Raw genomic sequence first — 25,866 nt, 5'->3', positions numbered from 1 at the left:
ATCCGTGAGGGACTTCACAGCAGGGTCGTTGCCATTTGCTAAGAATACGTTATTAATGCTCGGACGCAGGTCTTGTGTCCAAGTGCCCGTCGGCAGGGGAGAAACCGTGGGGCTCATCCCAAAAAGTCAGTCGCCGCTTGTAGGCGTCGACATCAGTTCGACTGCGGTAAAGCTTTTGCAGCTGTCCCGCAGCGGCAATCGTTTCCGTGTGGAACACTATGCTGTGGAACCACTTCCGCCGAATGCGGTGGTGGAGAAGAACATCGTGGAGGTGGAAGCGGTCGGTGAGGCCATCCGCCGGGCGATGAACCGTTCAGGCAGCAAGGCCAAGCTGGCCGCTGCCGCCGTCGCCGGGTCGGCGGTGATCACCAAGGTGATCCCGATGCCGGCCGAGCTCGACGAAAACGACATGGAAGCCCAGATCGAGCTGGAAGCGGTCAACTACATCCCGTATCCGATCGAGGAAGTGAACCTGGACTTCGAGGTGATCGGGGCGATCCCGAACAACCCCGAGATGGTGCAGGTGCTGCTGGCCGCGTCGCGTTCGGAGAACGTGGAGCTGCGCCAGTCGGCGCTGGAGCTCGGTGGCCTGCAGGCCAAGGTGATGGACGTGGAGGCCTTCGCGGTCGAGAACGCCTACGCCCTGGTCGCCAGCGAGCTGCCGGTGTCCATCGACGGTGTCGTCGCGCTGGTCGACATCGGCGCGACCATGACCACCCTCAATGTCCTGCGCGGCGGCCGCAGCCTGTACAGCCGCGAACAGGTGTTCGGTGGCAAGCAGCTGACCGACGAGATCATGCGCCGCTACGGCCTGAGCTACGAGGAAGCCGGCCTGGCCAAGCGCCAGGGCGGGTTGCCGGAAAGCTACGAGATGGAAGTGCTGGAACCGTTCAAGGAAGCGACGGTGCAGCAGATCAGCCGCCTGCTGCAGTTCTTCTACGCAGGCAGTGAGTTCAACCGCGTCGATCACATCGTGCTGGCCGGCGGCTGTGCCGTGCTGGGTGGCCTGCCGGAGATGGTCGAAGAACAGCTGGGCGTGCCGACCGTGGTCGCCAACCCGCTGGCACAGATGACCCTGGGCCCGAAGGTGAACGCGCATGCGCTGGCCCAGGATGCCCCCGCGCTGATGATCGCCACCGGTCTGGCGCTGAGGAGCTTCGACTGATGGCACGCATCAATCTATTGCCCTGGCGCGCCGAGCGGCGCAAGCAACGCCAGCGTGAGTTCTACGCAATGCTGGGCATGGCCGCCATCGGTGGCCTGCTGCTGTCGCTGTTGATCTGGTTCTACTACGACCGCCAGGTGAGCGGCCAGATGGATCGCAATGCCTATCTGTCGGCCGAGATCGAGAAGGTCAAGGAACAGAACAAGGAGATCGACCGCCTCGATGCGCAGAAGGAACGCCTGCTGGCACGCAAGAAGGTGATCGAGGAACTGCAGGCCAAGCGCTCGCAGATGGTCCATCTGTTCGATGCGCTGGTGCGTACGATTCCCGATGGCGTGGTGCTGACCGCGCTGAAGCAGGAAGGCGACGTGCTGACCCTGGAAGGCCGTACCCAGTCCAACGCCCGTGTTTCGGCCTACATGCGCAACCTGGACACCTCCGGCTGGATGACCAATCCGGAGCTGTCGATCATCGAGGCGCGCGAGCCGGACAAGGACAAGGACGGCAAGACCGGTCCGGTTACCGACATCAAGGCACTGCCGTACGTGTTCGTGGTCAAGGTGAAGCTGCCGGCACAGAGCGAAGAGGTTGCGGCGACGCCGGGCCTGAACGCGGATGGCACGGTTGTTTCGGCCCCGCCGGCTGCGGTGGCCCCGCTTGCCGCAGGTCCGGACGCCGCCGCGCCTGCCGCACCGGCTGCGGCTCCGGCCGCGAATGCGCCGGCAGCGGCTCCGGCGGCACCTGCCACTGCACCGGCCGCTGCACCGGCCAAGCCGAACCAGCCGGCAGCGCCGGCTGCCAAGCCGGCCCCGAAGCCTGAGGGAAGCCGCCTGGTGCAGCCGCCGCAGGCCTTCATCGCGCCGCTGCAGGGGGACCGCGCATGAGCCAGAAGATCGATCTGAAGAACCTCGATTTCAACGACATCGGCAACTGGCCGCAGAAGGCCAAGATCGTCTTCTGTTCGGTGCTGGCGCTGGTGATCATGTTCCTGGCGTGGATGCTGCTGATCAGCGGCAAGCGCGAGGAACTTGCTGGCCTGGAATCGAAGGAAGTCGAGCTGCGTTCCGAGTTCACCAAGCAGCAGGAACGCGCGGTGAACCTGGCCCCGCTGAAGCAGCAGCTGGCGCAGATGGAGCAGGTGCTGCAGCAGATGCTGCGGCAGCTGCCGAGCAAGACGGAAATGCCCGACCTGATCATCGACATCTCGCAGACCGCGTTGTCCAGCGGCCTGGCCAACGAGCTGTTCGAGCCCGAGCAGGAGCAGGTCAAGGAGTTCTACGCCGAGAAGCCGATCAAGCTGCGGATGGTGGGCAGCTACCACCAGTTCGGCGCGTTCGTCAGTGGCGTGGCGTCGCTGCCGCGGGTGGTGATCCTGACCATGCACGACATCAACCTCAAGCCCAAGGACAAGTCCAAGGGCAACGTCCGTAGCGGTGCGCTGGAGTTGTCCGGCACGGTCAAGACCTATCGCTACCTGGACGAGACCGAAGTGCAGGCGCAGCAGGCTGCTGCCGATGCCGAGGCGAAGAAGAAGGGCAAGGGGGGCAAGAAGTGATGCGCACGTACATCGCACGCGGTGCAATGGCGTTGGCGGTCCTGTTGCTGGCCGCCTGCGGCCGCGGCGTGACCAGCACGCCCGGCGACGCCCCCAACCTGGAAAAGTGGGTGGAAGGCGAGCGGGCACGGCCGGCGCAGCCGCTGGAGCCGCTGCCGGTGATGCAGCAGTTCGAGACCTTCGAGTATTCCGCGCAGGGCATGCGTGACCCGTTCACCGATGCCTGGACCAATCCGCAGCAGGGGAATGGCGGATTGCGTCCGGATCCGAACCGGCGCAAGGAGCCGCTGGAAGGCTTCCCGCTGGACGCACTGGACATGGTCGGCACCATCGGCACGGGTGCGGGCGTCGTCGCGCTGGTGATGGGGCCGGACAAGGTGACCTACCGGGTGCGCCCGGGCGGTTACCTGGGACAGAGCGACGGGCGGATCACGGCGGTCTTCGAAGACCGCGTGGAGCTGATCGAACTGGTGCCGGATGGTGCGGGCGGCTGGCTGGAACGGCCGGCAACGCTCTCGCTTGAAGATCAATGATCGTTTACTGGGGATAGCACGATGACCTTTCACCAAGCCAAGGGGCTGCGTCCCATCCGGCGCTCTACCTTGAACCGTGTCAGCGCGTTGGGAGTCGCGCTGATGCTGGCCTGCGCTCCGGCGCTGGCTGCCACGCCGGCGGAAAAGCCGGCCGGCGCCACCGTGGCTGCGGCCGTCGCACCGACAGGCCTGTCGGTGGCGAAGATTGATTTCAAGCGCGGCGATGATGGTGCCGGTCGCCTGATCGTCCAGTTCGACGGGCAGGGTGCGGTGCCGGACCTGCGCACGCAGGGCAACAGCGTGGTGGTCGATGTCGGCAACGCCCGGCTGCCGGCCAACCTGCAGAGGCCGATGAACGTCACCGACTTCGCAACGCCGGTGCAGCGCATCGACGCCAAGCCCTCCGGCGCGGGTACCCAGCTGGTCCTGAGCACCGGCGGTGCGGTGGATTCGCTGGCCTACCAGAGCGGCAACGAATACGTGGTCGAGATCAGCCCGCGTCAGGCGCCGGCGGCAGTCGGTGCGGTCACTGCGGGCAGCGTTGCGCAGGCCGCCAAGGCCGTGGGCCAGCGCGGTTTCACCGGCAAGCCGGTGACCTTCAACTTCCAGGACGTGCCGGTGCGCACCGTGCTGCAGTTGATCGCCGAAGAATCCAACCTCAATGTGGTGGCGTCCGATTCGGTGCAGGGCAATGTGACCCTGCGCCTGGTCAACGTGCCGTGGGACCAGGCGCTGGACATCGTGCTGCGGGCCAAGGGCCTGGACAAGCGTCGCGACGGCAGCGTGATCTGGGTTGCGCCGCAGGCCGAGCTGGCCAAGTTCGAGCAGGAGAAGGAAGACGCGCGCATCGCCATCGAGAACCGCGAAGACCTGGTTACCGATTACGTGCAGATCAACTACCACAGCGCCACGCAGATCTTCAAGGCGCTGACCGAAGCCAAGGGTATCGGCGGTGGTGGCGGCAACGGCAGCAGCGGTGGTTCGGCGTCGCAGGAAGACAGTGGCTTCCTGTCCTCGCGTGGCCGCATCGTGGCCGACGAGCGCACCAACACGCTGATGATCAGCGACATCCCGAAGAAGATCGCGCGCATGCGTGAGCTGATCGGCGTCATCGACCGGCCGGTTGACCAGGTGCTGATCGAAAGCCGTATCGTCATCGCCACCGATACGTTCGCCCGCGAGCTGGGTGCCAAGTTCGGCATCAGCGGCAGCCGCGACAACGTGTACTTCAGTGGTGACCTGGAATCCAACCGCAAGACCCGCCAGTCGCAGGCGGATACCTCGGCCGCCAATGCCAAGGCCTATCGCGATTGGGAAGCGGGCGGCAGCGTTGGACCGGCGCCGGTGCCGCTGCTTCCGGCCATCACCCGTGGCCTGAACTTCAACCTGCCCGCCGCTTCGACCGCCACCCCGGGCTCGTTGGCGCTGTCGATCCTCAATGCCGGCTACCTGCTGGACGTGGAGCTGTCGGCGATGCAGGAAGAGGCCCGTGGCGAAGTGATCTCCAACCCGCGCGTGGTGACCACCAACCAGCGCGAGGCACTGATCAAGCAGGGCAAGGAAATCGGCTACGTCACCATCAGTGGTGGCGGTACCGGCGGCGTTGCCACGCCCAACGTCCAGTTCAAGGAAGTGGTGCTGGAACTGAAGGTGACCCCGACCATCACCAACGACAACCGCGTGTTCCTCAACATGCAGCTGAAGAAGGATGAAGTGGAACGCCTGATCCAGCTGCAGGGCTATGGCACCGTGCCGGAAATCAACCGCCGTGAAGTCAATACCGCGGTGCTGGTGGACGATGGCCAGACCGTCGTGATCGGTGGCGTGTACGAGTTCACCGACCGCAGCAGCGTGAGCAAGGTTCCGTTCCTGGGCGACGTGCCGTTCCTGGGCAACCTGTTCAAGAAGCGTGGCCGCAGCAAGGACAAGGCCGAACTGCTGGTGTTCGTCACGCCGAAGGTGCTGCGCGTGGCCAAGCAGAACTGAGCCGGTAGCACCTGTTGCAGGAAGAAGGGCCGCCTTGTGCGGCCCTTCTTCGTTGAGGCCGGTCATGCGGTGCGCGAAGGGCTGTTCAGCCGTTCTTGATGTCAATCGCAGGGCACCCTGCGATGATGTCGGGAACCCGTGCCGTCCTGCGCCGGTCAAAGGCCCCCATGAACCTGCCTCCGCCGATGCCCGAAACCGTCCCGCCGCCGCCCGCGCCGGCCAGCTCCCGCCTGCACGCCGCCTTCAGCCAGCTGCGCGATGCGCTGTCAGCCGAAATCGTCGGCCAGTCCGCGCTGGTCGAGCGCCTGCTGATCGCGCTGCTGGCCGACGGCCACCTGCTGGTGGAGGGGGCGCCGGGGCTGGCCAAGACCACGGCGATCCGCGCGCTGGCAGCACGGCTGGAAACCGACTTCGCGCGCGTGCAGTTCACCCCGGACCTGCTGCCGGCCGACCTCACCGGCACCGAGATCTGGCGCCCGCAGGAAGGCCGCTTCGAGTTCGTGCCCGGCCCGATCTTCCACCCGATCCTGCTGGCCGATGAAATCAACCGTGCGCCGGCCAAGGTGCAGTCGGCGCTGCTGGAAGCGATGGGCGAACGCCAGGTCACCGTGGGACGCCACACCTATGCGCTGCCGTCGTTGTTCCTGGTGATGGCCACGCAGAACCCGATCGAGCAGGAAGGCACCTTCCCGCTGCCGGAAGCACAGCTGGATCGCTTCCTGATGCATGTGCGCATCGGCTACCCGGATCAGGCGGCCGAATCGGAAATCCTGCGGCTGGCACGCGAGCGTGCCCGTGGCGCATTGGGCGAAGCCGCGCCGGCGCCGGAGAAGCTGTCGATGCAGGATGTGTTCGCGGCCCGGCGCGAAGTGCTGGACCTGCACATGGCGCCCGCGCTGGAACGCTACCTGATCGAACTGGTGCTGGCCTCGCGCGATCCGTCGCGCTACGACGCCGGCCTCGGTCGCCGCATCGCGTGGGGCGCAAGCCCGCGAGGTTCCATCGCGCTGGAACGCTGTGCACGTGCGCGCGCCTGGTTGGCGGGCCGCGATTTCGTCACGCCCGATGACGTGCGCGCGGTCGCCGCTGATGTGCTGCGCCATCGCGTGCTGCCCAGTTACGAAGCCACAGCCGAAGGCTGGGATGGCGAGCGCCTGGTGCAGGAGCTGCTGGCCCGCGTGCCGGCACCCTGAGCCTGCGCATGACCGATCCATCCCCGGCACCTGCATCCATGGCCAGCGAGGGCGACGGGCTGCGCCCGCACTTGGCCGAACTGGTCGCGCTGCGTCGCTTGGCACAGCGTCCGCCACCGCCGAGACGCGGCCGTGCCGGCAATGCCGGGCAGGCACCGTCGCCGCTGCGCGGGCGTGGCATGGAGTACGCCGAATCACGCGAGTATGTGGCCGGTGATGATGCACGGCATATCGACTGGCGGGTGACCGCGCGTACCGGCCGTGCCCACACCAAGCTGTTCCAGGCCGAGCGCGAGCGGGTCAGCCTGATCGTGGCCGACACCTCGCCAGCGCTGTATTTCGGCACCCGGGTGCGCTTCAAGTCGGTACAGGCTGCACGTGCGGGCGCCGTTGCCGCCTGGTCGGCGCAGCGTCGAGGCGACCGCGTGGGCGCGCTGCGTGGCAGCGACCGCGAGCCACCGGTCGCACCCGCAGGCGGGCCGCGCGGTGTGCTGCGCGTACTCGATGCACTCACCCGCTGGTACGCGCAGCCTCCCACCGATGATCTTGGTCTCGAGCGCGCGCTGGACCACGCCAGTCGCGTGCTGCGCCCCGGGGCGCGCATGCTGGTGCTGGCCGATCCGCAGCAGGCGGCGCGGATTGCGCCGGTACGCTGGAGCGCGCTGGCCCAGCACCATGACCTCAGCCTGGTTCTGCTGGTCGATCCATTGGAACTGCAGCCGCCGTCGGCCGCGCTGCAGTTCCAGACCGCGCAGCAGCGCATTGGACTCGACCTGCGCCGCAGCGACGTGCAGGCGCATTGGCAGGCACATTTCGTTGAACCGCTGCAGGAACTGCGGCGCCAGCTCGGCGCACGCCGCGTCGACGTGCAGGTGCTGTCCACCGATGCGCCCAGCGATGCCTGGCTGGCCCCGTCGCCGACCGAGGTGCCGGCATGAGTGCCAACCTGCCGCTGCGCGACGTGCAGCTGCCGCCGGCCCCGTCGTGGTGGCCACCGGCACCGGGCTATCTGATGATCGGTGCCGCGTTGCTACTGCTGCTGTTGGTTTTCGCATTCCTGTGGTGGCAGCGTCGCCGCCGTCGGCAGCGCTGGTTGCAGCAGTTCGACAGGGAGTTGGCGGGCTGCACCGACGCGGCGGCGGAACTGGCGGCGATCGCAGGCCTGCTGCGTCGTGCCGCGCGCCAGACACGCCCGGGCAGTGAATCGTTGCGCGACGACGCATGGTGGCAACGCGTGGATCCTCAGAACACGCTGTCTGACGCACGGCGCAGCCTGCTGGCCGAGGGCGCCTATCGGCCACGCGTGGATGCCAGCGAAGTGGCCGCGGTGCGCAGCTGGTCCCGCGCGCGCTATCTGGCAATGCTGCTGGAGCGTCGGCGATGAATCTGCTGGCGAGTTACTGGCCGTGGCCGGACCTGCAGCTGGCATGGCCGCTGGCGCTGCTGGCATTGCCGTTGCCGCTGCTGATGTACGCGTGGAAGCGTCGCGCTGATCCCGGCGCTGCGCTGCGCGTGCCGTATGCCGCCAGCGAACTGGAAGCACTGACCGGTGGTGGCCGCGTCGACGTGTCCTGGCTGCGTACCCTGCTGTTGTGGTTGGGCTGGTGCGCGCTTTGTGTTGCGCTTGCCCGTCCACAGCAACTCGGCGAAGCGATCACCCCGCCGCAGCAAGGCCGGCAGATGATGCTGGCGATGGACGTGTCCGGCAGCATGGGCGAGGGCGACATGGTGCTGGGCGGACAGGCCGTGGATCGCCTCACCGCAGCCAAGGCGGTGCTGGCAGACTTCCTCGACCGCCGTGCCGGTGATCGCATCGGCCTGCTGATCTTCGGCGACCGCGCTTACACATTGACGCCCCTTACCGCTGACCTGGCCAGTGTGCGCGACCAGCTGCGCGACAGCGTGGTCGGCCTGGCCGGCCGCGAAACCGCCATCGGTGATGCAATCGGCCTGGCGGTGAAGCGCCTGCGCAGCCAGCCCGAAGGCCAGCGCGTGCTGATCCTGCTGACCGACGGTGTCAGCAATGCCGGCGTACTGGAGCCCCTGCGCGCGGCCGAAGTTGCCCGCGCCGAGGGCGTACGCATCCACACCGTCGCGTTTGGCGGCGACGGCAGCATGCGCGTGTTCGGCATCTCCATTTCCGCCGACCAGGATCCGGTCGACGAGGCCACATTGAAGAAGATAGCGGGCATGACCGGTGGCCAGTTCTTCCGCGCACGCGATACGGCACAGCTGGCCGGAATCTATGCCGAACTGGACCGGCTGGAGCCGATCGCCGCGAAGGGACCCAGTCTGCGCCCGCGTGAGGAACGCTATTCCTGGCCGTTGGCGCTGGCGTTGCTGCTGGGTGCGCTGGCGTGGCTGTGGCCGGAGCGTCGCCGATGATCGCGTTGGCGTCGAATCTTCCCGACTGGAACGCGCTGCATTTCCTGCGCCCGGAATGGCTGTGGGCCCTGCTGGCGCTGCCGGTGATCCTCGCGCTGGCGCTGTACCGGCAGCGGCGCAGCGATGCATGGCGGCAGGCAGTGGATCCCCACCTGCTGCCGCACCTGCTGGCGGCAGGCACGCGTCGCCGTACGCGCCTGCCCTGGGCGCTGCTGCTGGGCTGGACGCTGGCGTCGCTGGCGATGGCCGGGCCGAGCTGGCGGCAGCAGGCGCAGCCGATATTTCAGGCCAGCGCACCGCTGCTGGTCGTGCTGGATCTGTCCAGCCGGATCACCGCCACCGACCTGCCGCCGTCGCGGCTGCTGCAGGCGCGGGCCAAGCTGGGCGAGCTGCTGCGCGCGCGCAACGGCGGCCAGGTCGGCCTGGTGGTGTATGCGGATGACGCCTATACGGTGGCGCCGTTGACCGATGACGGCAGCAATGTCGCGCTGTATCTGGATGCCTTGTCCCCCGAGGTGATGCCGCGCGATGGACAGCGTGCCGATCGCGGTATCGACTGGGCGGCGCAGCTGATGCGGCAGGTCGCTGCGCTGCAGGGACAGATCCTGCTGGTCACCGACCAGGCAGACAGTGAGGCCGCGCTGGCCGCGGCCCAGGCACGCAGCCTTGGCCTGCAGGTTTCGGTGCTGGGGCTGGGTACGCCGGCCGGTGCGGCCTATCGCGATGGCAATGGCCAGATCCGCCAGGCGGCGCTGGATGAGGGCAGCCTGCGCGCCGTGGCCACCGCAGGTGGCGGGCGCTACGCGCGCATCGCCGCCGATGACAGTGACCTGCGTGCGCTGGGTGTTCTGGATGCGCGCGAGGGCACGGCGTCGCAGCGGCCGGGCGAAGGCAAGCAGTGGCGCGATGAAGGCTTCTGGCTGCTGCCGCCGGTCATGCTGCTGGCGCTGCTGGCCTTCCGCCGGCGCGCGGTGCTGGCTGCGGTGCTGGCCGTTGGCCTGCTGCCCTGGATGGGGGACGTGCAGGCGCAGGCGTCAGCAGCGCCCGCACCGCCGCCCGCGCAGGGCACCCTGTGGAAGCGTGCTGACCAGCTGCAGCACCAGCGCCTGGCCGAAGGTGTGCAGGCGTACCGTAACGGCGACTTCGCCGGTGCACGCAAGCAGTTCGAAGGCATCGACAGCGATGCCGGCTGGTACAACCTGGCCAACGCGCTGGCGCGCCAGGGCAACTACGATGAGGCCATCGCCGCTTACGACCGCGCGCTGGCGCTGCATCCCGGCATGGCCGATGCGGTGGCCAACCGCGCTGTGGTCGATGCCGCGCGCAAGCGCAAGCAGTCGGGTGGCCAGGGCCAGGATCAGCAGAAGCCCCAGCAGAGCGGCCGGCAGAAGCAGCAGAACGATTCGCAGGGCAAGCAGAATCCGTCGGGCCAGCAGCCGCAGCAGGGCCAGCAGAATCCCGGCAAGGGCCAGCCGCCGTCGGGCCAGCAGGACCCGCCCAAGGCGGGTGACAACAACGCACAGTCGAAGCCTCAGCCCGGCGAGCGCGGCCGCGATAGCCAGCAGGCACCACCGCAGGTGGAAGATGCCAAGGCGCAGGCGCAGGCCGACGAACAGCAGCGCCAGCGCATGCAGCAGGCAATGCAGCAGGCACGTGAAGGCAAGGGCGAGCAGGATGGCAAGCCCGTGCCAGGCAGCGAGGGCACCACCCCGCGCCAGCGCGAGGAGCAACAGGCCGTGGAGGCGTGGATGCGACGCGTACCCGATGATCCGGGGGCGCTGCTGCGAGCCAAGTTCCAGCTGGAAAACGAACGCAGGAAGAGGGAAGGGCGATGACGCGGGCGATCAACATGCATGGGCGCTGGCCCCGGCAGGTACTGGCAGCGCTGCTGCTGTGGCTGCCGCTGCTGGCCTGGGCGCAGCCGCGCGCCTGGCTGGACCGCGATCGCATTGCAATGGGCGATACGGTCACCCTCAATGTCGAGAGCGATCAGGGCGCGCCTGACTTCACGCCTCTGCGTACCGACTTCGACCTGAGCGCGCAGACCAGCAGCCGACAGGTGGAGTGGAGCAACGGCAGCATGCAGCAGCGCAACCTGTACGGCGTGGCGCTGACGCCGCGACGCAGCGGTGCGCTGGTGGTTCCGGGCCTGCAGGTGGGCAGTGTGCGTACCGCGCCGCTGACCCTGCAGGTGGACGCGGCCGCCGTGGCGGGCCCGGACAGCACTGCGATGGCTTTCATCGAGACGGTTGTCGATGACGAAACGCCGTACGTGCAGCAGAGCGTGGGCGTGGTGGTGCGGTTGTATTTTGCTTCGCAGCTGGCGTCGGGTGAACTGGTACTGGATACCCCGGCGGGCGCGTCATTGCAGCGCGTGGGCGATGACCGCACCGATGTGCGCCAGGTCAACGGGCGCCGCTACAACGTGGTCGAGCGCCGCTTCCTGCTGATCCCCGAGCGCAGCGGCGCATTGCGGTTGGCGGGTGCGCGCTTCAGCGGGCGCAGTGCCGGTGGCTTCTTCGACGACTTCTTTGGCGGGGGCGACGGCCGCATGAATGCCACCGGCGCCGACCGCACGTTGCAGGTTCAGGCACAACCGGCGCAGGCGCCGCAGCCGTGGCTGCCGCTGCAGAGCCTGGAGTTGCGCTACACCAGTGCGCCGACCAGCGCCCGCACCGGTGAGGCCGCCAATGTGGTGGTCGAAGCGGTTGCCGAAGGCGCGACGCGCGCGCAGTTCAGCGATCTGCCGGTGCCGGATGTCGGCGCCAATGCGCAGGTGTTCGCCGAACCAGCACAGTACGAAGAGACCTTCAACGGCAGCACGCCACGCCTGAAGATCACCCGCCGCTATTCGATCGTGCCGCGCCAGCCGGGTTCGCTGGTGGTGCCCGGCCCGCGCCTGCCCTGGTGGGATGTGCGCAGCGGCAAGGCACAGGAAGCAACGCTGCCGGACCTGACGCTGGCGGTTGCGGCGGGCAATGGCGGTGGCAATACCTCGACGGCACCGTTGCCGCCGATCGACACCGACGCCGCGCTGCCCGGCACCGATGGCCAGGACAGCCGCATCGCGGCCACCGACCCGCGCGCCAGCGGCGTCGCCGAGCGCCCATGGCCCTGGATGGGCGCGGCGATCGGGCTGGCGCTGCTGTGGCTGCTGACCCTGCTGTGGGGCTGGCAGCGTGGCCGTCGTCCGCGTGCAGCGGCGCCTGTCGCCGGCACGTCCGCTGTGCCGACTGTGGCGAGCGGCCGTGCCGGTTTGGCCGAACTGCGCCGCGTGCTCGATGGCGAGGGCTTCGACCAGGTGGAAGCACAGCTGTGTGCGATGGCCGGTGTCGAACGTATCGAGCAGGTCATCGCGCGTCTGGACGATCCGGAGCAGCGCCAGGTGTTGCAGGACCTGCAGCAGGCGCGCTGGGGCGGGCAGGGCGATCTGGCGGCGCTGCGTACGCGCCTGCGCGCGGCCTTCCGTGACGGACCGCACTGGTCGGCAGCTGCGGGAGCCGCTGACACTGGCCTGGCGCCGCTGTATCCACCGCGGCGAACCTGAACCGGCGCCGCTTGCGCGCTTTGTTAGAGTGCATTCATTTTTCGAGGAAACCCGCGTATGACAGCAGCTGCTGCCGACAAGAAGAAGTTGCCCCTGCACTGGAAGATGGGCATCGGCTTTGCGATCGGCCTGGTCCTGGGACTGACCGTGCATGCCCTGGGCGGCAGCGTCGAGGGTCTGCAGGGCGGTGCCAAGTGGGTAATGGACTACGTCACCACCCCGGCGTCGGGACTGTTCCTCAACCTGATCTTCATGCTGATCGTGCCGCTGATCTTCTCGGCGCTGATCATGGGCGTGTCGGAGATGGGCGACATCCGCGCCCTCGGCCGCATCGGCTGGAAGACGCTGGCCTATACCGTGCTGCTGTCCGGCATTGCCGTGGGCATCGGCCTGGTGCTGGTCAACGTGCTCAAGCCGGGTGCCGGCGTCGACCCGCAGGTCGCTGCGATGATGCTGTCGGAGAACGCCGAGCGCAGCAAGGAGATCGTGGCCGGCATCCATGGCACGCCGAAGGGCATGGACATGCTGCTGTCGATCGTGCCGAGCAACGTGCTGCAGGCCGCATCTGACAACGGCGCGATCCTGTCGCTGATGTTCTTCGCACTGATGTTCGGCATCGGCATGGTGCTGACCGACAACGAGAAGGTCGCCCCGCTGCGCCGCGCCATCGAAGGCGTGTTCGAAATCTCGATGACCCTGATCAACCTGGTCATCCGCCTGGCCCCGTACGCGGTGGCCTGCTTCATGTTCAACCTGGCCGCGCTGTTCGGCTTCGAGCTGATCATCCGCCTCGGCGCCTACGTGGGCGTGGTGGTGCTGGCGTTGGGCCTGCACATGATCGTGACCTACGGCACCGCCGTGTGGCTGTCGGGCCGCTCGCCGCTGTCGTTCTTCCGCGATACCCAGGAAGCGACGGTGATGGCGTTCTCCACCGCCTCCAGCAACGCCACCCTGCCGACGGCGCTGCGCGTGGCCGACCAGATGGGCCTGCCGCAGCGCGTGTCGCGCTTCGTGCTGACCGTGGGCGCCACCGCCAACCAGAACGGCACCGCGCTGTTCGAGGGCGTGACGGTGATCTTCCTGGCCCAGTTCTTCGGCGTGGACCTGAGCATCGGCCAGCAGTTCATGGTGATGGCGGTGTGCATCCTCGGTGGCATCGGTACCGCCGGCGTGCCGTCGGGCTCGCTGCCGGTGGTGGCGATGATCTGCGCGATGGTCGGCGTGAATCCGCTGGGCATCGGCCTGATCCTGGGCGTGAACCACTTCCTGGACATGTGCCGTACCGCACTGAACGTGACCGGCGACCTGGCCCTGACCACCCTGGTGGCCAAGGGCGAGTCCCACGACGGCCCGGCGCTGGGTCCGCAGCAGGACTGAGTCCAGATTCCCGCCCCCGAACTCCGGGGGCGGTAGTGCCGGCCGCTGGCCGGCAACCTCATGATCTTCATTGAATTCTGCGCAACTGCCGGCCAGCGGCCGGCACGACCAGGCAAGCTGGAACTGACCCCTGCCCGGTGACTATGGGACAATAGGCCGCCCGCACGTCCGCGGCCGCCTCCCGATTCCGACAGAACCATGACGCAGCCTACCCGTCGCCAGTTGGCCAACGCCATCCGCTTCCTTGCCGCCGATGCGGTTGAAACCGCAAAGTCCGGCCACCCCGGCATGCCCATGGGCATGGCCGACATCGCCGAAGTGCTCTGGAACGACTACCTCCGCCATAACCCGAGCAACCCGCACTGGTTCAACCGCGACCGTTTCGTGCTGTCCAATGGCCACGGCTCGATGCTGCAGTACGCGCTGCTGCACCTGAGCGGTTACGACCTGCCGATCGAGCAGCTGAAGCTGTTCCGCCAGCTGGGCAGCCACACCGCCGGCCACCCGGAACGCCACGAGACCCCGGGCGTGGAAACCACCACCGGCCCGCTGGGCCAGGGTTTCGCCAACGCCGTGGGCTTTGCCCTGGCCGAGAAGCTGCTGGCACAGCGCTTCAACCGCCCGGAGCTGGAAGTGGTCGACCACCGCACCTGGGTGTTCATGGGCGATGGCTGCCTGATGGAAGGCGTGTCGCATGAAGCGGCGTCGCTGGCCGGCACCTGGGGCCTGCACAAGCTGGTCTGCTTCTGGGACAACAACCACATCTCCATCGACGGCAACGTCGAGGGCTGGTTCACCGACAACACCCCGGAACGTTTCGAGGCCTATGGCTGGAACGTGGTCCGCGATGTTGATGGCCACGACCCGGACAGCATCAAGGCCGGCATCGAGGCCGCGCTGTCGCAGAGCGACAAGCCGACCCTGATCTGCTGCCGCACCACCATTGGTTTTGGTTCGCCGAACAAGGCGGGCAAGGAATCCAGCCACGGCGCACCGCTGGGCAAGGACGAGCTGGAAGCCACCCGCAAGCAGCTGGGTTGGGAATACGGTCCGTTCGAGATCCCGCAAGCGATCTACGACGGCTGGCGCGCCAATGGCGCCGGCACCCTGCGCCAGGCCGAGTGGGAGCAGCTGTTCGACAAGTACGCCAGCCAGTATCCGGCGGAAGCGTCCGAGCTGACCCGTCGTTCGCACGGCGAGCTGCCGGCCGACTTCGTTGCCAAGGCCGATGCCTACATCGCCCAGGTGGCCGCCGAAGGCCCGACGATCGCCTCGCGCAAGGCCTCGCAGCTGGCCATCGAAGCCTTCGCCCCGCTGCTGCCGGAAATCGTCGGCGGCTCGGCCGACCTGGCGCACTCCAACCTGACCCTGTGGAAGGGCAGCACGTCGGTCGCCAGCGACGACGCCAACGCCAACTACGTGTACTACGGCGTGCGCGAGTTCGGCATGACCGCGATTGCCAATGGCCTGGCGCTGCACGGTGGCTTCATTCCGTTCGACGCCACCTTCCTGGTGTTCAGCGATTACGCGCGCAACGGCGTGCGCATGAGCGCGCTGATCCCGGCCCATGCCATCCACGTCTACACCCACGACTCGATCGGCCTGGGCGAAGACGGCCCGACCCACCAGCCGGTGGAGCACCTGGCCTCGCTGCGCTACATCCCGAACAACGATGTGTGGCGCCCGTGCGATGCGGTCGAGTCGGCCGTGAGCTGGAAGGCCGCGATCACCCGCCAGGACGGCCCGAGCTGCCTGGTGTTCAGCCGCCAGAACCTGCCGCACCAGCCGCGCAACGCCGAGCAGATCGCCCAGATCGAGCGCGGTGGCTACGTGCTGGCCGATGCCGCCGGTACCCCGGACGTGATCCTGATCGCGACCGGTTCGGAAGTCTCGCTGGCGACCGAAGCCAAGGCCCAGCTGGATGCGGCCGGCCTCAAGGCCCGCGTGGTCTCGATGCCGTCCACCGACGTGTTCCTGCGCCAGGATGCGGCCTACCGCGAATCGGTGCTGCCGAACGCCGTGCGCAAGCGCGTGGCCGTGGAAGCCGGCGTCACCGGCTTCTGGCGCCAGTTCGTCGGCCTGGACGGTGCGGTGATCGGTATCGACACCTTCGGTGCCTCGGCCCCGGCCGACCAGCTGTACAAGCACTTCGGCATCACCACCGCCCACGTGGTGGAAGCTGCGAAGTCGCTGTAAGCCGCCTCGCGGTGCAACAAGGGAAAGGCCGGCACACGCCGGCCTTTTTCGTTCTTCAGAGTGGAGAAAAAGGGAACGGAGGGGATTAAGTCGTTTGTGCACATGCGACTTATCTTCTCCGTCCCCTTCTCTTTTGCCCGAAATGTTCCACCCAGCGGCACCAGTGTCGCGTTGGCCTCTTCATCTGACCTGCATTCCTTGCGAAAAGGAGGGCCTGCCGAGGCACCCTCAGAAGTGGTCATGGACAAGAAGATCGGCGCAGAAAACCATGGTGGATTTGCGGGGTGTAAGGTAATGCCTTACACTGGTGCTGCGTGATCGTCAGCTTCAGGCACAGGGGGCTGAAGGTGCTCTATGAACGGGGCGACATTTCAGGCGTTCGTGCCGATCATGCGGGGCGGTTGCGGCGCTTGCTTCACCAGCTGGACCAAGCCCAGCGTCCTGGAGACATGGGCTTGCCTGGAAATCGCCTGCATCCTCTGCGCGGAAGCTATAGCGGCTACTGGGCTGTAAGTGTCTCCGCGAGTTGGCGATTGGTATTCCGCTTTCGTGGGCTCGACGTCGAATTGGTTGATTACCTCGATTACCACTAGGAGTCTGCTCGATGCCGTTGCATGATCCGCCGCATCCCGGGGAATCGCTGCGCGAAGACATACTGCCGGCGATCAGCATGTCCATCAGTGCGCTGGCGCAGCATCTTGGTTATTCCCGCGGACAGCTGTCGACCATCATCAACGGGCACGCCGGTATCTCCGCGGACCTTGCATTCCGCCTTGAGCTTGCAGGTCTGGGCAATGCGCGCATGTGGCTGGCAATGCAGGCGGCCTATGACCTGTGGCAGGTCGAGCATCGAGAGCATCCACCGATTGCCCGCCTGCATCTTGAGGATTCGGTGAGGATCGGACAGTAGATCCGCGCCATGCGTGGATGAAAAAAGGGACGGAGGGGATCAAGTCGTTTGTGCAGAAACGACTTGATCCCCTCCGTCCCCTTTTTTCAGGCGGTGCGTGCCAGCGCCAGGCGCAGCAGGCGTGCGTCCAGGCGCTCGGCGAAATCCTTCGGTGCCTGCAGGCCCATGCGCTGCAGGTACACCGCATCGCCATCACCGGCCGGTTGGCGCAGCGCTGCCCAGACGGTGCGCAGCTTGTCGCCACGGGTCTGCGTGTTGGCCTTCAACCAGCCCAGCGCTTTCACCAGTACCTGCTCGATCTCGTTGAAGTCGCTGCCCAGCGGATAGTCCGGAAGGCTGCCATCGGCGCGGAACGGTGCCAGTGCCGCGGCCAGTGACTGCGGCGTGTTGCGCTGCAGGCGTTCGGGATCCGGCGGCGTGGCCCTCAACAGCTTGCGCGCGGCGTGCGCCTGCTGCAGCAGGCCGGCCTGGAACGGTGCCTCGGTGATCGCGGCCATCGCCTGCACGCAGTCCTCGTCGGTCAATCCGCGCAGATCGGCGATGCCATACTCGTTTAGGTAGATGTCGCGCAGGTGGCGCGGGATGGTGGTGTGGCCATAGTTCCAGCGCACGTTGGATTCGCGTTGGCCCTTGTCGTCGCGCGCGGCGCGGAACATCAGCACGCTGCGGGCTTCCGGCAAAGCATGTGCCATCGCCACGAAGTTGTACTGGCCGCCCACCCCGGATACCACGCGGCCGTCATCCAGCGCGTCCGAGACCGCCGCACCCAGTGCGGTGGCCATCATGCAGGAGTTGAAGAAGCGCGCGTGGCGGCGCTGCAGGCGCTCCAGTGTTTCGTTGCCGCCGTACAGCTGGTTGATCTCGCTGATGCGACGCATGCCGATCGCGCGGCATTCGTCTTCCGGCAGCGTGCGCAGCCATTCGTAGAACTCCGGTGAGCCGAGGTAGAACGCGCCGTGCAGGTACTCGCCCTCGGCGTCCAGCGTGGCATGGTCGATCGACAGCGTGCTGCCGTTCTCGATGCGCTGCATCAGCGCAAGGTCATCGTGCACCTTGCGCTTGATCACCCCGGTCTGTACCAGCCGGCGGAAGCCCTCGTTGAGCATTTCGCTACAGCCGTACAAGCCCACTTCGAAGGGGTCCAGGCCGCCGATTTCCTGCACCAGCGGATGGCTGGCCAGCTGTGGGTCGAGTGCATGCAGTACGCGGCGATAGCGCGCATTGTCGGTATGGCGCAGCACCAGTGCGTGGCTGAGCGCATCGGCCAGCGTGCCAATGCCGATCTGCAGCGTGCCGCCATCGCGTACCAGGGTGCTGGCATACAGGCCGATGGCATAGTCGGCATCGCCAACCGGCTGCCGCGGCAGGCCGAACAGGGCCGGGTAGGGCGGCGGCGGGGTGATCACCAGATCGAAGAACGACACATCGACGGTGGCCGAGCCGCCCAGGTAGGGCAGCTGCGGATCGATCTCGGCGACCAGCAGCGGGCGCGGCAGTCCGCGCACGGCGATGGCATCCAGCGTGTCCTGGGTAATGTCGTTGTTGCACGACAGCGAGAGCCGCCGGTCATCCGGGCGCATCGCCACTTTCTGCACGATCACCTGCGGCGCGCGCTGGGCGACCGCATCGGCGGCGTGGGTGTAGTTCAGGCTGGTGTAGCTGGACTGCGCCTGCCGCGAACCGAGCAGGGCGCCGGACTGCATGTAGAACTCTTCCACCTGCACATGTGCCGGCAACGCGTCGCGCGCGATCGCATCGGCATAGGCCAGGCGCGGGAAATCGTCGCCAAAATGGCGCTGCGCGAACGGGGCCATGAAGCGCGCTTCCAGGCCATTGCCGCGCGCCTTCGGCGGGTTCAGCGACAGCGCGGTATACAGCTGCAGTGGCCGCGACGGATCCTGCTCGACGCGTGCATACAGCGCATTGAGCAGCCGATGCGGCTTGCCCAGTGCCAGCGGCGCCCCGATCCGCAGCGGCCCGTCCACGCGCGCAAACAACCAGTCGACGGCGGCGTCCAGGTCGGTGAGGTGTTCGGTCATGCGCGGTGGTCCTGCGAGTAGGGGAGTGCTGGCATTACAGCATGTCGGGCTTGAACCGCCGTCGACGCGAGACTTCGGCGCCGGACACCATGAACTGCCCATCGCCGCGGTAGTGCACCGTGCGCGGCAGTTTCGGCCGCGGCGCCACGTGCGCACGCACGATTTCCCAGATGAACAGGTTGCTCGATTCCACCTGGCTGTCGTCATGAAGGCGGCATTCGAAGCACGAATGGCATTGTCCGACCAGCGGCGCGCCGACCTCGCGCGCGGGCAGTGCATCCAGCCCGAAACGGGCGAATTTGTCGACCTCGCGGCCGCTGCAGTTGCCGATGTCCACGACCGTATCGAGCAGCTCCACGCTGGGAACATTGATCACGCACTCGCCGCTGCCCCGCGCCAATGCGTGGCTGTGGTTCTCGTGCCACAGGTAGGTGGCGACCAGCGAAGGCGAGAAGCCCATCACCATGTGCCAGCCCATCGTCATCAGGTTGCGCTGGCCGCGCCACGCGGTGCTGACCAGCACGATCGGGCCGGGTTCGAGGAAGCGGCGGGCCTGCTCGACCGGGAAATCTTCCTTGGGCAGCGCTTTCATCCGGGGCCTGGGGCGGGAGGAACCGATGCTGGCGCAGCCGGGATGAACCCGGAGTCGAGGGGCTTGACATGAGGTTCGATTACGCGCGTAATCAATTCGTCGATTACGGATGTAAACCATGACCCCGATCAGCGAAGCCGAAGCCGTTGTGATGGAGGTGCTGTGGCAGCAGGCACCGCGTAGCGCCGACGAGGTGGTGGCCGCACTGGCCCACCGCGACTGGGCCGAGCCGACCATCAAGACCCTGCTCAACCGCCTGCTGACCAAGGGCGCGATCGCCGCCGAGCGCGATGGCCGGCGCTATCTTTACCGGCCGCTGCTGCAGCGCCAGGCGTGGGTGGAGGCACAGAGCCAGGACTTCATCGGCCGCGTCTTCGAAGGCCGGGTGGCACCGCTGGTGGCGCACTTCAGCGAACGCGGCCAGCTGAGCGCGCAGGACATCGCCGAACTGAAGAAGTTGATCCAGGAGCTGGACCATGACTGAGCTGCTCGACGGACTGTGGCAGGCCAGCCTGTGGCTGGCGGTGGGCGTGGTCGTGCTGGCCGCGCTGCGGCCCTTGCTGGTGCGTCTGGGGGGCGCTGGGTTGGCCTATCGCAGCTGGTGGTTGCTGCCCTTGCTGATGGTGGCGCTGCTGGTGCCGTTGCCCCGGGTTGCATTGCTGCAGCAGGTGCCGACGCTGCCGCTGAAGGTGATGCCGGGCGCCCTCGAGGGCGCGAGCGGTCATGCGCTGCCATGGGCCGGTCTGCTGCTGGTGGCCTGGGCACTGGGGATGGGCGTCTGCCTGCTGCGCGAGCTGCGTGCACAGCGGCGCTTCGAGCGGCGCATGGGCCCGTTGCGGCCGCGTGCCGATGGCAGCTGGCAGGCCAGCGGTGATCCCGGGCTGCCGGCGCTGGTCGGTTTGTGGCGGCCGCGCATCGTGGTCGGCCCGGCGTTCGACCAGCAGTTCAGCGCACAGGAGCAGGACCTGATCCTGCAGCACGAGCGCAGCCACCGTCGCAATGGTGACCACTGGGCCAATGGTGCGCTGCTGCTGATGCGCACGGTGTTCTGGTTCCACCCGCTGTTGCCCTGGGCCGCACGCCGTTTCCTGCGCGAGCAGGAACTGGCCTGTGATGCCCGCACCATGGCCCCGCAGCCTGCGCTGCGCGGCCTCTACGCCAGCACGCTGCTGAAAGCGCAGCTGGTCCATCCGGTTGCGCCCGCGGTCTGCCATTGGCGCAGCCAACCCGTGTTGAAGGAGCGTATCGCCATGTTGAAGCAGTCCAAGCGGAAGGCATTGCCGTGGGTGTCGGGCCAGGTGCTGGTGATCGGGGTGTGCCTGGGGATGGGAGCGGTGGCGTGGGCCAGCCAGGGCGGTACGGCGGGAGCGCCGAGGATCGGGGTCGAGCCGTTTGAACACGCTCAGGAAGACGCAGCCAGGGCTGGGCTGGACCGACCCGTCCAGGTCGACAAGATGCCGCCGCCGTCCTATCCGAAGTCTGCGGCCGAACAACGCCAGGTGGGCGTGGTGAACCTGCGCGTGGAGGTGGATGCACAGGGGCGTCCCGCCGATGTCCAGGTGCTCAGCGCTACCAATCCGGGCGTGTTCGATGCGGTATCGGTGGCTGCTGCGCACAGCTGGACCTATCGTCCGGCAATGAAGAACGGTAAGCCGGTGGCCGCTGCCGTGCGTATTCCGATCACCTTCGCGATGGACGACACCGAGGACGCGAAGTGAAGCGCGCGCCGCTGTTGATGATGGCGGCGCTGTTGGCAGGGTGCGCGACCCAGGGCCGGCTGGCCACCGTCGATACCCGCAGCGAGAATGTCGGCCACCAGCGCCTGCGGCCGCAGACCGGCGACGGCGATGGACAGGTGCAGGCGTACTCGCTGGGCGCGAGCGAGGGCTACCGGATGCCGCAGCTCTACGCGGCACCGGACCCGGAGGTCGGTGATCGTGATCCGCGCGCGGAACTGGCACCGACCACCATCTGCCTGCAGGTGGTGGTGGACGCCGATGGCGGTGTGGAACGCAGCCTGCCATTGACCGATCGTGCTGAGTGCACAGCCGGGGCCGCACCTGAGAACGCGCCCTTGTTGCAGGCGGCTCAGGACGCGGTGGCGATGTGGAAGTACTCGTCCGCGGCGGTCTGCCATTTCGCACCGGGCAAGGTGCCGGCGGATCGCGGCGATTGCCGCGGCGCGGAGCGCATCGAGCCGGTGGCGGTCACGCTGCAGTACGCCTTCACCTTCGAGATCGTGAAGGGGCAGCATGTGGTGCGGATGCAGGGGCGGTAGCGGCGGGCTTGCTGTCGGGCACGAAGATGTAAGAGGGTTGTTGACAATAGCCGGTTCCGGGCGTAACCCGGTGGCTGGCGGCACCATGAGCCGCAACTTCAATGGCGCCAGGCCGGATGGGAAGAATCTGGAAGATGTTCTGGATCCCAGCAAGGACAGAACCATCGTGAGAGGGTGCAGCTATGCGAGCCAATAGCAAGAGGCTGCTTTTCCTTGCCTGCCTGGGCTGCCTCGGTGCATGTACGCACCGCGACGGCGACGCTCCAACGCCGATGAGCCGCGAGTTCGGGGTGTGCATTTTCCTTCGGGCCGGTGACAGCTACCACGTGAAGGCCCCGGGACTGGATTTTGAACAGGGATTGTTGAAGCTGGCTGGCAAGGACATTGATGTCTACATCGGGAATCATCCTTCCTACGATGGCGTTCGATGGAACCGGGATCTGAGCCCGACCCGTGGATTCGTGCTGGTCGGCACGGAGCATTCAAGAGGTAAAGATCGAGTGCTGCTCGGCAACAAGCGCGCAGACCAGAAAGGCCTGATCTACGTGCAGTTCATGGGTGTTGACCTTGCGGCGCAGGTTCCCGTTCTGACGCGCAAGGATCTGGTAGTGGATTGTGGACTGGATTGAGGTAAGCGGGTCTGCGAAGGTCCAGCAGCCAATACCCGCCCTTACCCCGTTCTTCTCGCCGCGGGATCTCACATGAAGCGTTCGCTTTTACTCGTTCTGCTGATGCTGGCATCAGGCTCGACGGCTGCAGCGGTTTCAGTGCACATCGGGGGCAAGCCAACGGAGCTTCTGACCGCGCAATCTCCGGGTATGAAGGTCGAAGTGCGACTGGGCATTCGTGCTACAACGGCCGACGACCCGCGCTACGTAGTCTGCGAAGGCGCGCCCCTGCAAAGGAGTGCAATCGCTGCAGATCCGAGTCAATGGTGCTGCCTTGCCTGTTCCGCGCTCCGCCTATTTCGATCTGGTGGATCTTTCCAGTGCGACGATTGATCTCAGCTCCAAGGGCGGCAGCCTGATGTTGCAGGGCGGGGATGCCTCAGAGAGTTACAACGTGCGCATTCGCTTCAACAAGAACCGGGTCCTGTCGAGAGAGATCTTTGTTGGAACGTCGCAGGATGGCCTGTTGGAGGAAACCACCTATCACGAGGTGAGCCTCGGATAGGCGCTTCTCTGGCTGTCCACCTGGACCTCAGGCTCCGCCCTGGATGTTGGCCTTCACGGCCGGCTGCATCAGCTTGGGTTCTTCCAGCGTGGCATCGCGGGCCTGGCGCACGCTGACGAACTCCGCCTCGGCCACACCATCGTGCACGTGGATGTTGTGCGCGCGCTGTTCGCCGATGGTGGTCTCATTGGCGAAGTCGCGGCCGCCCGGGCCGTAGTCGTGGCAGACGAACACGCGCGTCGCATCGGGTAGCGCCAGCAGGCGCTGGATCGAGCGGTACAGCTGCGCGGCGTCACCGCCCGGGAAGTCGCAGCGGGCGGTGCCGCCGTCGGGCATGAACAGCGAGTCGCCGGTGAACAGCGCATCGCCGATCAGGTAGGCGATGCTGTCGCTGGTGTGGCCGGGCACGGCGATCACCTGGCCGCGCAGTTCGCCAAGCGCAAAGATTTCGCCATCGCTGAACAGGTGGTCGAAGATTTCATCCGCAGCAGGAAGCTGCAGGCCGTAGCGCGGCGCAAAAGTGGCCTGCACCGCGCGGATGCCTTCGCCGATGGCCAGCGTGGCCTGCGGAAAGCGCTGCTTGAGCCGGCGCCCGGCCGACACATGGTCGGCGTGGGCGTGCGTTTCCAGCAGCCAGCGCAGCTGCAGGCCCTGTTGTTCAATGGCCTGCAACGCGGCATGCAGCGGTGATTCGCTGCTGGCATCAGTATCCGGGTCGTAGTCCAGCACCGGGTCGATCAGCGCTGCCTCGCCACTGGCCGGGTCACTGACCAGGTAGCTGAAGGTATTGCTGTCACGGTGGAAGAACGACTGCACCTGGGCCGGCATTGGATTGCTCCTCAGCGCGTGCCGAGCACGCGGTTCAGCAACTGTGCCAGGTTCTCACCGGCCAGTCGCAGCTGCGCTTCAGCCAGCGGCCGGTAGCGCTCGGTGTATTCGTCGCCGATTTTACGCGATGCCGGATAAACGCCAGCTTGCATGGAGATGCGGCAGCTGGCTTCGGCCCACGTCTGCGGGTCGCGCTGCGGGTTGGACTGGCGCGCCAGCTTCGGCGCACGCTGGCTCTGCAGCACCGGCAGATAGCCGGCGTCGTCCAGCTTGCGGGTGTTGAGCATGCCGCTGTCCCACAGCGAGTGCAGGTTGGTACCACGGTTGCCGAACTGCAGCTGGAAATCGTTGCCGCCCTTGTCGTGGGCATAGCCGGCGTGCATCGGCTGGTGGATGTCGCCGACCAGATGCACGACGAACTTCAGCGCCTGCAGGCGCTCGCCGTCGGTCAGGCTGCGGTCGCCGAGGATGGCGCTCTGTGCCTTCAGCGCCTCGACGATGCAGTTGCCGTTCTTGCAGTGCTTCGGGGCTTCGTAGTGGCAGTTGTCTTCGGCGATGTTGACGTAGTGCCAGCCGGCCGAGCGACGGCCCAGGCCCGGGTCCTTGGCGCGCAGCTGATCGGCCCAGGGCGCGATGCTGGCCAGGGTGGCGTCCGGTTCAGTGGCCAGCAGGCGATCCACTTCGGCGCGGGCGGCAGGGGTGAGTCGGGCGTCTGCGACTTCGGCGACAAGGCGGTGGCCTTGCGCGCCCCAGGCATGGGCGGGGGCGGAGACGGACAGCAGGGCCGGCGCCAGGGCGGCGGCGAGGAAGATGGAGTGCAGGGCTTTCATGCGCACATTCTAGCCGGGGGTAGGTGGATTGAAGAGCGGCGCGTTCCTGTTTCGAAGTGGGTGGGCTGCAGGGGCAGGCGCTGCGGGACACGCTGCAAGTACATCCCTGTAAGCTCGGCCGCGGCATCCATGCCGCGGACGGTCCCGCAGCGCCTGCCCCTGCAGCCCCCATCAGACATGGCCGCGGAGGCGAATGCAAAGGTCAAAGCAACATCAAAATCAAATGCAGGATCAAAACCTGCCTCCTGCAATTGCAGGCAACCATTACGCCTCGGATGTACAGGTTCTGCTTCTGCTCTTGCCTTTGCTTGAGCTGGCACGCGCGCAGTGATGGGAAGGGGCGAGGCGGGGAGCGGGGCCGGGACCGTTGGCGCCATGGATGGCGCCATCGAGCCCCCATGGATGGGTTTACGGCGTGTCCCGGCTCCGCTCCCGACTTGCCCCAGCTCCGGAACCGCTTCAGTCCCAGCAACAAAAAAGCCCCGGCAATCACCGGGGCAACATGCTGCGAGGGTTTTGCGTGTAGCGGGGGAGCGGGGGCGAAGCCCCCGCGCTCAACACACCGCTTAGAACTTGAAGACGTAGGACGCGCCGTAGACCAGCGGGTCGATGTTGACCGTGCCGATCTTCTCGCCGTTCAACTTCACCTTGCTGTCGATGTCGATCCAGCGCATGTCCACGCGCAGGGCGCCCTTCTCGCCGATCGCGAAGTCCACGCCCGCATGCGCGGCCAGGCCCCACGAATCCTGCAGCTTCAGGCGGCTGTCCTTCAGCGCACCGGTGGTGTCTTCGCTGAAGAAGGTGGTGTAGTTCACGCCCGCACCGATGAACGGCGACACCTTGCCCTTGCTGTTGAAGTGGTACTGCAGGGTCACCACCGGCGGCAGCTGCTTGGTGCTGCCGACGCGGCCCAGGCCGCTGATGTTGATGTCGTGCTTGAACGGCAGCGCGGCCAGCACTTCGATGCCCAGGTTGTCGGCGATGAAGTACTCACCGGTGATGGTCGGCTTGACGTCGTTGTCGACGTCGACCTTCAGGGTGCCGTTGGCCAGCCAGCCGTTGTTCGACTTCGGCGCCACCTGGTGCACGCCGGCCGAAACGGTCCAGTCGCCCTTGGACTGGGCCATGGCCGGGGCGGCGGCGAGGGACAGGGCGGCGGCCAGGCCGGCCAGGATCAGGGGGGAGGTCTTGCGCATGGGGGTGATCTCGTTGCTGGGTGGATGGGGCCAGTGTCGGCCTCACGCCACGCTAACGCTTTGATCCGGATCAAATCCTGTCC

General features: G+C 66.8%; 25 protein-coding genes. 20 read left to right on the top strand and 5 right to left on the bottom strand.

The genetic code is table 11. From position 1 onward, the window contains the following. Positions 1–106: 106 nt before the first annotated feature. From N5C18_RS17360 to N5C18_RS17290, 15 genes are all read left to right on the top strand, one after another. The gene (locus N5C18_RS17360) at positions 107–1,165 is read left to right on the top strand and encodes a pilus assembly protein PilM (RefSeq protein ID WP_005410860.1); all 1,059 of its coding nucleotides are present in this window, start codon (positions 107–109) and stop codon (positions 1,163–1,165) included. After that, positions 1,165–2,049, top strand: a complete 885-nt coding sequence (locus N5C18_RS17355) for a PilN domain-containing protein (protein WP_279945237.1) — start codon at positions 1,165–1,167, stop codon at positions 2,047–2,049. Before N5C18_RS17360 ends, N5C18_RS17355 begins: the two co-directional genes overlap by 1 nt. Beyond that, on the top strand, positions 2,046–2,720 hold the full coding sequence (gene pilO, locus N5C18_RS17350) for a type 4a pilus biogenesis protein PilO (RefSeq protein ID WP_006465991.1): 675 nt from the start codon (positions 2,046–2,048) through the stop codon (positions 2,718–2,720). Before N5C18_RS17355 ends, pilO begins: the two co-directional genes overlap by 4 nt. Beyond that, on the top strand, positions 2,720–3,253 hold the full coding sequence (locus tag N5C18_RS17345; RefSeq protein WP_006465989.1) for a pilus assembly protein PilP: 534 nt from the start codon (positions 2,720–2,722) through the stop codon (positions 3,251–3,253). Before pilO ends, N5C18_RS17345 begins: the two co-directional genes overlap by 1 nt. Positions 3,254–3,274: 21 nt before the next feature. Continuing rightward, positions 3,275–5,239: a type IV pilus secretin PilQ family protein gene (locus tag N5C18_RS17340; protein ID WP_053510018.1), complete on the top strand. Its 1,965-nt coding sequence runs from the start codon at positions 3,275–3,277 to the stop codon at positions 5,237–5,239. Between the two features lie 167 nt (positions 5,240–5,406). Beyond that, a complete protein-coding gene (locus tag N5C18_RS17335) occupies positions 5,407–6,432 on the top strand; it encodes a MoxR family ATPase (RefSeq protein WP_279945236.1) in 1,026 nt (341 codons plus the stop codon). A gap of 8 nt (positions 6,433–6,440) precedes the next feature. Continuing rightward, a complete protein-coding gene (locus N5C18_RS17330) occupies positions 6,441–7,370 on the top strand; it encodes a DUF58 domain-containing protein (protein ID WP_279945235.1) in 930 nt (309 codons plus the stop codon). Continuing rightward, a complete protein-coding gene (locus N5C18_RS17325) occupies positions 7,367–7,816 on the top strand; it encodes a DUF4381 family protein (RefSeq protein ID WP_279945234.1) in 450 nt (149 codons plus the stop codon). The genes N5C18_RS17330 and N5C18_RS17325 overlap by 4 nt, the downstream gene beginning before the upstream one ends. Beyond that, entirely contained in the window at positions 7,813–8,817 is a 1,005-nt protein-coding gene (locus tag N5C18_RS17320; RefSeq protein WP_053510024.1) for a VWA domain-containing protein, read from the top strand. The genes N5C18_RS17325 and N5C18_RS17320 overlap by 4 nt, the downstream gene beginning before the upstream one ends. Beyond that, the gene (locus tag N5C18_RS17315; protein WP_279945233.1) at positions 8,814–10,652 is read left to right on the top strand and encodes a tetratricopeptide repeat protein; all 1,839 of its coding nucleotides are present in this window, start codon (positions 8,814–8,816) and stop codon (positions 10,650–10,652) included. The genes N5C18_RS17320 and N5C18_RS17315 overlap by 4 nt, the downstream gene beginning before the upstream one ends. Next, positions 10,649–12,364 carry a BatD family protein gene (locus N5C18_RS17310; protein ID WP_279945231.1) on the top strand — a complete coding sequence of 572 codons (1,716 nt, stop codon included), beginning with the start codon at positions 10,649–10,651 and terminating at the stop codon, positions 12,362–12,364. Before N5C18_RS17315 ends, N5C18_RS17310 begins: the two co-directional genes overlap by 4 nt. Positions 12,365–12,421: 57 nt before the next feature. Continuing rightward, the gene (locus N5C18_RS17305; protein WP_006465816.1) at positions 12,422–13,741 is read left to right on the top strand and encodes a dicarboxylate/amino acid:cation symporter; all 1,320 of its coding nucleotides are present in this window, start codon (positions 12,422–12,424) and stop codon (positions 13,739–13,741) included. A 198-nt stretch (positions 13,742–13,939) separates the two neighbouring features. Continuing rightward, complete coding sequence (tkt, locus tag N5C18_RS17300) at positions 13,940–15,937, top strand: transketolase (protein ID WP_279945229.1); 1,998 nt, start codon at positions 13,940–13,942, stop codon at positions 15,935–15,937. 314 nt (positions 15,938–16,251) lie between these two features. Next, positions 16,252–16,530, top strand: coding sequence for a type II toxin-antitoxin system RelE/ParE family toxin (locus tag N5C18_RS17295; RefSeq protein WP_279945228.1), 279 nt, complete (start codon positions 16,252–16,254; stop codon positions 16,528–16,530). A gap of 11 nt (positions 16,531–16,541) precedes the next feature. Further along, a complete protein-coding gene (locus N5C18_RS17290) occupies positions 16,542–16,847 on the top strand; it encodes a HigA family addiction module antitoxin (protein ID WP_279945227.1) in 306 nt (101 codons plus the stop codon). An 86-nt stretch (positions 16,848–16,933) separates the two neighbouring features. On the opposite strand, the gene N5C18_RS17285 is transcribed toward N5C18_RS17290, so the two are convergent. Both N5C18_RS17285 and N5C18_RS17280 read right to left on the bottom strand, forming a co-directional pair. Then, a complete protein-coding gene (locus N5C18_RS17285) occupies positions 16,934–18,886 on the bottom strand; it encodes an acetyl-CoA hydrolase/transferase C-terminal domain-containing protein (RefSeq protein WP_053510035.1) in 1,953 nt (650 codons plus the stop codon). Positions 18,887–18,920: 34 nt separating this feature from the next. Continuing rightward, entirely contained in the window at positions 18,921–19,478 is a 558-nt protein-coding gene (locus N5C18_RS17280; protein ID WP_053510037.1) for a flavin reductase family protein, read from the bottom strand. A 118-nt stretch (positions 19,479–19,596) separates the two neighbouring features. Here N5C18_RS17280 and N5C18_RS17275 point away from each other — a divergent pair, with 118 nt between their 5' ends. The 5 genes from N5C18_RS17275 (at position 19,597) to N5C18_RS17255 (ending at position 22,929) form a co-directional block, all read left to right on the top strand. Continuing rightward, on the top strand, positions 19,597–19,962 hold the full coding sequence (locus N5C18_RS17275; RefSeq protein WP_012481135.1) for a BlaI/MecI/CopY family transcriptional regulator: 366 nt from the start codon (positions 19,597–19,599) through the stop codon (positions 19,960–19,962). Next, positions 19,955–21,196, top strand: coding sequence for a TonB family protein (locus tag N5C18_RS17270; protein ID WP_053510039.1), 1,242 nt, complete (start codon positions 19,955–19,957; stop codon positions 21,194–21,196). The genes N5C18_RS17275 and N5C18_RS17270 overlap by 8 nt, the downstream gene beginning before the upstream one ends. Beyond that, complete coding sequence (locus N5C18_RS17265; RefSeq protein ID WP_053510041.1) at positions 21,193–21,756, top strand: hypothetical protein; 564 nt, start codon at positions 21,193–21,195, stop codon at positions 21,754–21,756. Before N5C18_RS17270 ends, N5C18_RS17265 begins: the two co-directional genes overlap by 4 nt. 272 nt (positions 21,757–22,028) lie before the next feature. After that, positions 22,029–22,385, top strand: coding sequence for a hypothetical protein (locus N5C18_RS17260; RefSeq protein WP_154582894.1), 357 nt, complete (start codon positions 22,029–22,031; stop codon positions 22,383–22,385). Between the two features lie 277 nt (positions 22,386–22,662). Beyond that, positions 22,663–22,929 (top strand): hypothetical protein, encoded by a 267-nt coding sequence (locus tag N5C18_RS17255; protein ID WP_053510045.1) that lies wholly within the window; start codon positions 22,663–22,665, stop codon positions 22,927–22,929. Between the two features lie 27 nt (positions 22,930–22,956). Here N5C18_RS17255 and N5C18_RS17250 read toward each other — a convergent pair whose 3' ends face one another. The 3 genes from N5C18_RS17250 to N5C18_RS17240 form a co-directional block, all read right to left on the bottom strand. Then, positions 22,957–23,757 carry an MBL fold metallo-hydrolase gene (locus tag N5C18_RS17250; protein WP_053510047.1) on the bottom strand — a complete coding sequence of 267 codons (801 nt, stop codon included), beginning with the start codon at positions 23,755–23,757 and terminating at the stop codon, positions 22,957–22,959. Between the two features lie 11 nt (positions 23,758–23,768). Next, positions 23,769–24,587, bottom strand: a complete 819-nt coding sequence (locus N5C18_RS17245; protein WP_279945224.1) for a S1/P1 nuclease — start codon at positions 24,585–24,587, stop codon at positions 23,769–23,771. 566 nt (positions 24,588–25,153) lie between these two features. Continuing rightward, positions 25,154–25,783, bottom strand: a complete 630-nt coding sequence (locus N5C18_RS17240; RefSeq protein WP_053511639.1) for an OmpW family outer membrane protein — start codon at positions 25,781–25,783, stop codon at positions 25,154–25,156. Positions 25,784–25,866 lie beyond the last annotated feature (83 nt).

The sequence above is a fragment of the Stenotrophomonas sp. GD03930 genome (assembly GCF_029839665.1).
Lineage (GTDB): Bacteria > Pseudomonadota > Gammaproteobacteria > Xanthomonadales > Xanthomonadaceae > Stenotrophomonas > Stenotrophomonas forensis.
Note: the sequence above shows the minus strand (reverse complement) of the source record. Positions and strands in the feature narration are given on the sequence as shown.

Bases quoted from the DNA above. Each gene is read 5' to 3' on its own strand.
- N5C18_RS17355 (WP_279945237.1), top strand. From the start codon at position 1,165: ATGGCACGCATCAATCTATTGCCCTGGCGCGCCGAGCGGCGCAAGCAA.
- pilO (WP_006465991.1), top strand. From the start codon at position 2,046: ATGAGCCAGAAGATCGATCTGAAGAACCTCGATTTCAACGACATCGGC.
- N5C18_RS17345 (WP_006465989.1), top strand. From the start codon at position 2,720: ATGCGCACGTACATCGCACGCGGTGCAATGGCGTTGGCGGTCCTGTTG.
- N5C18_RS17340 (WP_053510018.1), top strand. From the start codon at position 3,275: ATGACCTTTCACCAAGCCAAGGGGCTGCGTCCCATCCGGCGCTCTACC.
- N5C18_RS17335 (WP_279945236.1), top strand. From the start codon at position 5,407: ATGAACCTGCCTCCGCCGATGCCCGAAACCGTCCCGCCGCCGCCCGCG.
- N5C18_RS17330 (WP_279945235.1), top strand. From the start codon at position 6,441: ATGACCGATCCATCCCCGGCACCTGCATCCATGGCCAGCGAGGGCGAC.
- N5C18_RS17325 (WP_279945234.1), top strand. From the start codon at position 7,367: ATGAGTGCCAACCTGCCGCTGCGCGACGTGCAGCTGCCGCCGGCCCCG.
- N5C18_RS17320 (WP_053510024.1), top strand. From the start codon at position 7,813: ATGAATCTGCTGGCGAGTTACTGGCCGTGGCCGGACCTGCAGCTGGCA.
- N5C18_RS17315 (WP_279945233.1), top strand. From the start codon at position 8,814: ATGATCGCGTTGGCGTCGAATCTTCCCGACTGGAACGCGCTGCATTTC.
- N5C18_RS17310 (WP_279945231.1), top strand. From the start codon at position 10,649: ATGACGCGGGCGATCAACATGCATGGGCGCTGGCCCCGGCAGGTACTG.
- N5C18_RS17305 (WP_006465816.1), top strand. From the start codon at position 12,422: ATGACAGCAGCTGCTGCCGACAAGAAGAAGTTGCCCCTGCACTGGAAG.
- tkt (WP_279945229.1), top strand. From the start codon at position 13,940: ATGACGCAGCCTACCCGTCGCCAGTTGGCCAACGCCATCCGCTTCCTT.
- N5C18_RS17290 (WP_279945227.1), top strand. From the start codon at position 16,542: ATGCCGTTGCATGATCCGCCGCATCCCGGGGAATCGCTGCGCGAAGAC.
- N5C18_RS17285 (WP_053510035.1), bottom strand. From the start codon at position 18,886: ATGACCGAACACCTCACCGACCTGGACGCCGCCGTCGACTGGTTGTTT.
- N5C18_RS17280 (WP_053510037.1), bottom strand. From the start codon at position 19,478: ATGAAAGCGCTGCCCAAGGAAGATTTCCCGGTCGAGCAGGCCCGCCGC.
- N5C18_RS17275 (WP_012481135.1), top strand. From the start codon at position 19,597: ATGACCCCGATCAGCGAAGCCGAAGCCGTTGTGATGGAGGTGCTGTGG.
- N5C18_RS17270 (WP_053510039.1), top strand. From the start codon at position 19,955: ATGACTGAGCTGCTCGACGGACTGTGGCAGGCCAGCCTGTGGCTGGCG.
- N5C18_RS17260 (WP_154582894.1), top strand. From the start codon at position 22,029: ATGAGCCGCGAGTTCGGGGTGTGCATTTTCCTTCGGGCCGGTGACAGC.
- N5C18_RS17250 (WP_053510047.1), bottom strand. From the start codon at position 23,757: ATGCCGGCCCAGGTGCAGTCGTTCTTCCACCGTGACAGCAATACCTTC.
- N5C18_RS17245 (WP_279945224.1), bottom strand. From the start codon at position 24,587: ATGAAAGCCCTGCACTCCATCTTCCTCGCCGCCGCCCTGGCGCCGGCC.
- N5C18_RS17240 (WP_053511639.1), bottom strand. From the start codon at position 25,783: ATGCGCAAGACCTCCCCCCTGATCCTGGCCGGCCTGGCCGCCGCCCTG.